A 6,592-nucleotide genomic window follows, 5' to 3' on the forward strand; every position below is an offset into this window, starting at 1 on the left:
GGAAACTACGCCCGAATCGAATACATGATCGCATTGCTGATCGCGTAGACCGCGCCGTCGGCGCCCACCAGCGTCGGCGTATAGGCCTGGCCCAGCCCCGAATTGAGCCGCACGCTCTCCGAAAGCGTATTCGTGGCGAGGTCCCAGCGGTAGAGTACGCCGTCCTCGTTGTTCGCGAGGATCGACCTGCGCAGCGGATCCGCGGCCATCGTGTTGATGCACCATTCGCGGCGCGCGGTGGTCGAGCCCGCGTCGAGCGTGGGCCCGATGATCGTCATCACTTCGCGCATCACCTGCACGCTCGGCACGATCGGATCGGCCTGGCTCGTCTTGGGGTCGAGCACGGCAAGCCGGTTGAGCCCGTCACCCGTGCCCACTCCGTTGTAATTATTGTACTTTTGCGCGAGCAGATAGGTAGACGTGCCGGTATAGGACGGCACCATCGAAGCAGGAATCACGCTGGGCGAGACGTCCCATCCGAAGCTGCCCGGCACCCCCACCGGATTGAGCAGTGCGTCGAACTGCAACAGCCAGCCGCGCGCATTGTGCGTCGGGAAGGTCGTTTCCAGCACGCCGTAGAATACGCGCCCGTCGGGACCGATCACCGGCGCCGCCGTGCCGTCGTCGCTGATGCGTGCGTTCGTGAGCGTGTTCGGGTCCCTCAACGCTACCGCGGCCCGCGTGGCGAGCGTCGTGCTGTTGAGCGCGAGCAGGAATCCGGTCTGCGTCGCGTTCGTCGATCCTCGGTTGACTGCGATATAGACCGTGCCGCCGTCGATCGAGATGGCGGGTGCGCAATTCATCGCGGGCTTCTGGACCGTGGCATCGCCGGCCGCCGCTGCGGCGCTCACCCAGATGCCCGTGCCGTCCGGCGCAACGCGGGCGATGCCGCTCACCAGCCCCGCCGGGTTCGCACCGGTCACCTGGAATCCGAAGAAGATGTTGCCATTGGCATCGGAGGTGAGCGGCGTGTTGATGAACACGGTGGCGTCATATGCCGCGGGATTGGCGTTGTAGGCCGCTGCGCCGAAGAAGACGTGGTTGACGAATGCGCCGACCGCAGCGTCCGCGTCGGTGCGCATCAGCAGCTTGCCGCCCGCACCCGGCGCATAGAGGCGGCCCGTCTGCGTGAGAAGCAGATTGTACGGCGGCAGCCAGTTGCGCGGCGGCATGAGATAGTCGGTGTTGGTCGACCACAGCAGCGCGCCGGTCGCGCCGTTGCGGCCTTCGACGCGGTAGGTGCCGGTCGCCGTCGTCTTCACCGGGATCACCACATTGTTGTTCGTGGTCACGACGGGCGAGCCGTAATGGGTGAGCAGCGCCCCGCTGGGCGTATATTGCGGCGCGAGATCGACCGGCGTTGTCCATGCGATCCGCCCCAGATTCTGCGATGCGATAGCGCTCACCGCCGTATGCTGCGCATCGCGGCCATAGCCGAACCATGCGGGACCCGTGACGGGCCCCGGAGTCGGGGTGGGCGTCGGCGTCGGCGTCGGCGTGGGCGTCGGCCCGCCCCCGCCGCCCACGCCGCTACTGCATGCGGCAAGCACCGCGGTGGACGAAAGCATAGCCAGCGCGCTGCGGCGCGACACGAGGCTGGCGGGACGGGGCGAGGGGGAGATGGGACTGCTGCTCATGACGCCTGCATACGCTTTAGTTCAATGAAATGCACCACTTGTGTCCCCCTTCGAACTCGGTCTGGCGCAAGGCGGAGCCTTCCCGCAGCCGCGGCGCCATACGGTTATCGTGCCGCGCCATTGCAATGTAGGAAATCATCGGCTTTTGCTTGACGGGGCAGCGCGATGCGCGCTCTTTGACTTTTCCGCCCCGGCCAGAGCTTGCGCAATGATGTTATCCGCGGCCGCAATTTTATTTCACGATTCGCGTGAAAAGTGCAAAGCTAAGCCGCGAGGGAAAAGCGGTCCTTGGCCTAACCTTTACTAACCTTTCGCGGTGGCGGGCGCTTTACGGCCGCTCGCGCGCCTGGGGGTAGGTGCCCAGCACGCGCGTCCATTTGGTGTGGAAGCGCAGTTCGTCCAGCGCGCGGCCCACCGCGGCATCGGCCGGGCTGCCGACGATGTCCGCATAGAATTCGGTCGCGGCAAAGGTGCCGCCGCGCTGGTAGCTTTCCAGCTTGGTCATGTTGACGCCATTGGTGGCGAAGCCGCCCAGCGCCTTGTAGAGCGCGGCGGGCACGTTCTTCACTTCGAAGATGAAGGTCGTCATGAACGGACCCGCTCCGCCGTGCGGCGGCGCGGCGCGGGCGAGCACGACGAAGCGTGTCATGTTGTGCTCGGCATCGGCCAGGTCGCTCGCGAGCTCGCGCAGCCCGTAAAGCTCGGCGGCGCGGGGCGGGGCCAGCGCGGCGACCCCCGGATCGCCCATTTCGGCGACCACCGCGGCGGCGCCCGCCGTATCGGGATAGGAGACGGGCGATATCCCGTGCGCCTTCAGCCATTGCCGGCACTGGCCAAGCGCCTGGGGATGGCTCATCGCCTGCTTTACTTGATCGAGACCGCCGAGCCCCATCAGCGCATAGCGGATCGGGAGGAAATGCTCGCCGGTGATCGTCAGCCCCGATTCGGGGAGCAGGAAGTGGATGTCGGCGACGCGGCCGTGGAGCGAATTCTCGATCGGGATCATCGCGCAATCGGCGCGGCCTTCCTTCACTGCGTCGATCGCATCCTCGAACGAGAAGCAGGGCAGGGGCAGCCCGCCGGGAAAGGCTTCGATCGCGGCGATATGCGAATTCGCCCCGGGCGCGCCTTGGAAGGCGACGGCGCGCCGGGGCGCGGCGACGGCTTGCTCGATCATCGCCGCGACGATCGGCCGGGCTGGCGCTGCGAAATTCTCCATGCAGGGCGGCGATTAACCGGGGTTATCCTGCCCGGCAAGCGGCTTGCGATGCGCAAAGTCGCGCACTAGAGGGGTCTCGAATTTGCTTTGGGGCCTGAAGATGGAAGACCGCACGAATACGATCGCAGGATGGGCGCTGGCTGGCGGCATTGCCGCGCTCGGGCTGTCGATCGTCAGCGGGATGGTGTTCCATAACGAGCGCCCGGAGAAAATGGGCTATCCGATCGAGGGCGTCGAGGAAGCCGGCGAAGGCGGCGCCGCGGCGGCAATCCCCATCGCTACGCGCCTTGCAAGCGCCGATGTCGCCAAGGGCGAAGCTACGTTCAAGAAGTGCATCTCGTGCCACACCATCGCCCAGGGTGGCGCCAACGGCCTTGGCCCGAACCTCTACGCCACGGTGGGCAAGCCGCATGGCCATGCTCCGGGCTTCGCCTATTCGGACGCGCTGAAGGGCGTGCCGGGCAATTGGACCTTCGAGGCGCTCGACGAGTGGCTGACTTCACCGCGGAAGTACGCGCCGGGCACCAAGATGTCCTTCGCCGGCATCGGTGATCCGCAGGAGCGCGCGAACGTGATCGCCTATCTGAACACGCAGGGCTCGAACCTGCCGCTTCCCGCCGCGCCCGCCGCTGGCGAAACGCAGGCCGAGGCCAATGTGACCGCGCACGACGACACGGGCAACCTCTCGAACGACACGAGCCCCGCCACCGGCGCCACGTCGATCGATCCGCAGGCGAAGATCCAGGCCGAGAAAAAGGGCCACTAGGCTCGGCGACGGCCTTCAGGCCTCGGCCTTGGTCGTCCTGATCATATCCTGCTCGCGATCCTGCCAGAATTTCTGGACGACTTCCCAGCCATCTTCAGCCGTCTCGCAATAGTGGAAGAGCTTCAGGTCGCGCGCGGCGATCACGCCTTCCTCGACCAGGGCTTCGAAATTGACGACCCGGTCCCAGAATTGCCGACCATAGAGCAAGACCGGGATCGGCTTGATCTTGCCGGTCTGAATCAGCGTCAGCAGCTCGAATAATTCGTCGAACGTGCCGAAGCCGCCCGGGAACGCCGCAAGTGCGCGCGCGTGGAGCAGGAAGTGCATCTTCCTCAGCGCGAAATAGTGGAACTGCATCGACAGCGCGGGAGTGACGTACGGATTGGGCGCCTGCTCGTGCGGCAGGACGATGTTGAGCGCGATCGATTCCTGGCCGACATCCGCCGCCCCGCGATTCGCCGCTTCCATGATCGATGGCCCGCCGCCCGAGCAGACCACGAAGTGCCGCTTGCCCGCCTCGTCGCGCGGAAAGACGCTGACCTTGCGGGCCAATTCGCGCGCCACATCATAATATTTTGACTTCTCGACGAGCCGCTCGGCGATCTTCCGCGCTTCGTCTCCCTCCGCTGCCTCCAGCATGGCGCGCGCCTTTTCGGGCTCCGGGATGCGCGCCGAGCCATAGAATACGAAGGTCGAGGCGATGTTCGCTTCGTCCAGCACGAGCTGCGGCTTCAGCAGTTCGAGCTGGAAGCGCACCGGGCGCAGATCCTCGCGCAGCAGGAAATCCATGTCCTGGAATGCGAGGCGATAGGCCGGATGCTCGGTCTGGGGGGTGCCGCTATTGGTGTTGGCGCTGGCGGCTTCTTCGCGTGCGGGCTGGAAGACCCGGCTCGGCACTCTTGTTTCGTTGCTCATTCGAACCAGCTTAAGCGCAATGCGGGGCGGCTGCAATCACGCGCAGAAGGGTCCTCGCCCCATATCCAGGTGGAGGTGGTTGTAGTGCGCCGCATTGTAATCGGGGCTGAGCACGGTCCTGAAGCGCCGGCACGCGGATTGGTGGAGCGTCCGGAGGAATTCGTTGATCTCGGGGTTGTCGGAACGCCAGCCCTTCTCGATCGTGATCCGGCGGCCGTCTCGGAGCACGAAACCCGAAACATCCACTGCGTTGCCCAGGCCATGCTCGGAAATCCGGCCCGCGGTCGCCGCGCCCCCGCCGATTATGCCCCGGCACGCATACGTACCGAAAGTCTCGACACGGGCCAGTTCGCTGCCCAGAATCTGCTTCGCCGCGGGCGCCACTGCAAAGCGAACCCACGCGGCAAAGCTGCGCGCCAGTTCGCAGCGCATCGACTTTAGCCCGGTGACGGGGACCCCGATGTCCAGCAGTTGCACCGCTCCGGTGACCACGCACCCGCCGCCGAAATCGCGGTCCGGGAGTCCGGAATAGCGCACATCCTCGCGCGCCAGATCGGTGAAGCATTGTTGAGTCGCGCGCGGCGTGGGACCGTTGAGGGTGATCGGTCCCGAAGCGCGTTCGCGGATCGGCCCGGGTCGTGGCCGCGGCGCGTCGTCGTCGTCCCCCCCGAACATGCAGCCGGCAAGGAAGAGGGGGACCAGGAACAGGGCGAAACGCATTGCTCTGTCCTAACTGAAACGAAGTTAACGCCGACTAAGCAAACGCACTGCGCACATAATTACGCCTTGCCGCGGTGCAGCGCGATTGACTTTCGTTTCGCCGCCGTTAGGGCCGTCGGCGGGCCACGCGGTCCCAACGCCGCGCGTGCTCTCTGCAAGGAGAGACTGAAATGACTGTGTTACCTGCCCGCCCGGCGCATAAGCCGGCGCGTCCGTACTTTTCCTCCGGCCCCTGCGCCAAGCCGCCGGGATGGAGCCCCGAAAAACTAGACACCCAAGTTCTCGGGCGCTCGCACCGCTCGAAGATCGGCAAGTCGCGCCTCGCTTACTGCATCGATTTGATGCGCGAGATGCTCAAGCTCCCCGATACGCATCGGATCGGCATCGTGCCGGGATCGGACACCGGCGCCTTCGAAATGGCGATGTGGACGATGCTCGGCGCCAAGCCGGTGACCGCGCTCGCCTGGGAAAGCTTCGGCGAAGGCTGGGTGACCGACGCGGTCAAGCAGCTCAAGATCGATCCCACCATCATTCGCGCCGATTACGGCCAATTGCCCGATCTGGATGCGGTCGATTGGTCCACCGACGTGTTGTTCACCTGGAACGGCACGACTTCGGGCGTGCGCGTGCCGAATGGCGACTGGATCACCGCAGACCGCGAGGGGCTGAGCTTCGCCGATGCGACCAGCGCGGTGTTCGCCTATGATCTGCCCTGGGACAAGATCGATGTCGCCACCTTCTCCTGGCAAAAAGTGCTGGGCGGCGAGGGCGGGCACGGCGTTCTGATCCTGGGTCCTCGCGCGGTCGAACGGCTCGAAAGCTACACGCCGGCATGGCCGCTTCCGAAAGTATTCCGCCTGGTCTCCAAGGGCGCGCTCGCAGAGGGCGTGTTCAAGGGCGAGACGATCAACACGCCCTCGATGCTGGCCGTCGAGGACGCGATCTTCGCGCTCGAATGGGGCAAGTCGGTAGGCGGGGCCGAAGGGCTGATCGCGCGCTCGGATGCCAATGCCGCAGCACTTGAGAAGATCGTTTCCAGTCGCGATTGGCTGGGCAATCTTGCGGCGGACGAATCGATTCGCTCGAAGACCAGCGTTTGCCTGACCGTGGAGGGTGCCGACGAAGCCCTCATCAAGAAGATGGCGTCTTTGCTCGAGGCCGAGGGTGCGGCGCTCGACGTGGCGGGATACCGGGACGCGCCGCCAGGCCTGCGTATCTGGTGCGGCGCCACCGTCGATACCGCGGACATAGAGGCGCTCGGCCCATGGCTCGACTGGGCCTACGCGACTGCCAAGGCTTCTTAGTCTCCCTCTCCCCTTCAGGGGAGAGGGTCGG

At 65.5% G+C, this 6,592-nt stretch carries 6 protein-coding genes; 2 read left to right on the forward strand and 4 right to left on the reverse strand.

Annotated features, from left to right (window positions below):
• Positions 1-5: 5 nt before the first annotated feature.
• Both VF617_RS06280 and VF617_RS06285 read right to left on the reverse strand, forming a co-directional pair.
• Positions 6-1,637 (reverse strand): hypothetical protein, encoded by a 1,632-nt coding sequence (locus VF617_RS06280; RefSeq protein ID WP_331014008.1) that lies wholly within the window; start codon positions 1,635-1,637, stop codon positions 6-8.
• 328 nt (positions 1,638-1,965) lie between these two features.
• On the reverse strand, positions 1,966-2,856 hold the full coding sequence (locus VF617_RS06285; protein ID WP_331014009.1) for a prephenate dehydratase: 891 nt from the start codon (positions 2,854-2,856) through the stop codon (positions 1,966-1,968).
• 100 nt (positions 2,857-2,956) lie between these two features.
• On the opposite strand from VF617_RS06285, the gene VF617_RS06290 reads away from it, so the two are divergent.
• A complete protein-coding gene (locus VF617_RS06290) occupies positions 2,957-3,622 on the forward strand; it encodes a cytochrome c family protein (protein ID WP_331014010.1) in 666 nt (221 codons plus the stop codon).
• A 15-nt stretch (positions 3,623-3,637) separates the two neighbouring features.
• On the opposite strand, the gene VF617_RS06295 is transcribed toward VF617_RS06290, so the two are convergent.
• Together VF617_RS06295 and VF617_RS06300 are read right to left on the reverse strand one after the other, a co-directional pair.
• Entirely contained in the window at positions 3,638-4,537 is a 900-nt protein-coding gene (locus VF617_RS06295) for an LOG family protein (RefSeq protein WP_331014011.1), read from the reverse strand.
• Positions 4,538-4,573: 36 nt separating this feature from the next.
• A complete protein-coding gene (locus VF617_RS06300) occupies positions 4,574-5,257 on the reverse strand; it encodes an extensin family protein (RefSeq protein ID WP_331014012.1) in 684 nt (227 codons plus the stop codon).
• A 170-nt stretch (positions 5,258-5,427) separates the two neighbouring features.
• Between VF617_RS06300 and VF617_RS06305 the strand changes: the two genes are divergently transcribed.
• Positions 5,428-6,561: a phosphoserine transaminase gene (locus VF617_RS06305; protein ID WP_331014013.1), complete on the forward strand. Its 1,134-nt coding sequence runs from the start codon at positions 5,428-5,430 to the stop codon at positions 6,559-6,561.
• The last annotated feature ends 31 nt before the right edge of the window (positions 6,562-6,592 follow it).

It is taken from the genome of Sphingomonas sp. (genome assembly GCF_036388215.1).
Lineage (GTDB): Bacteria > Pseudomonadota > Alphaproteobacteria > Sphingomonadales > Sphingomonadaceae > Sphingomonas.

Excerpts from the sequence above, each read along its gene's own strand:
- VF617_RS06305 (WP_331014013.1), top strand. The coding sequence starts at position 5,428 with ATGACTGTGTTACCTGCCCGCCCGGCGCATAAGCCGGCGCGTCCGTAC.
- VF617_RS06295 (WP_331014011.1), bottom strand. The coding sequence starts at position 4,537 with ATGAGCAACGAAACAAGAGTGCCGAGCCGGGTCTTCCAGCCCGCACGC.
- VF617_RS06280 (WP_331014008.1), bottom strand. The coding sequence starts at position 1,637 with ATGAGCAGCAGTCCCATCTCCCCCTCGCCCCGTCCCGCCAGCCTCGTG.
- VF617_RS06290 (WP_331014010.1), top strand. The coding sequence starts at position 2,957 with ATGGAAGACCGCACGAATACGATCGCAGGATGGGCGCTGGCTGGCGGC.
- VF617_RS06285 (WP_331014009.1), bottom strand. The coding sequence starts at position 2,856 with ATGGAGAATTTCGCAGCGCCAGCCCGGCCGATCGTCGCGGCGATGATC.
- VF617_RS06300 (WP_331014012.1), bottom strand. The coding sequence starts at position 5,257 with ATGCGTTTCGCCCTGTTCCTGGTCCCCCTCTTCCTTGCCGGCTGCATG.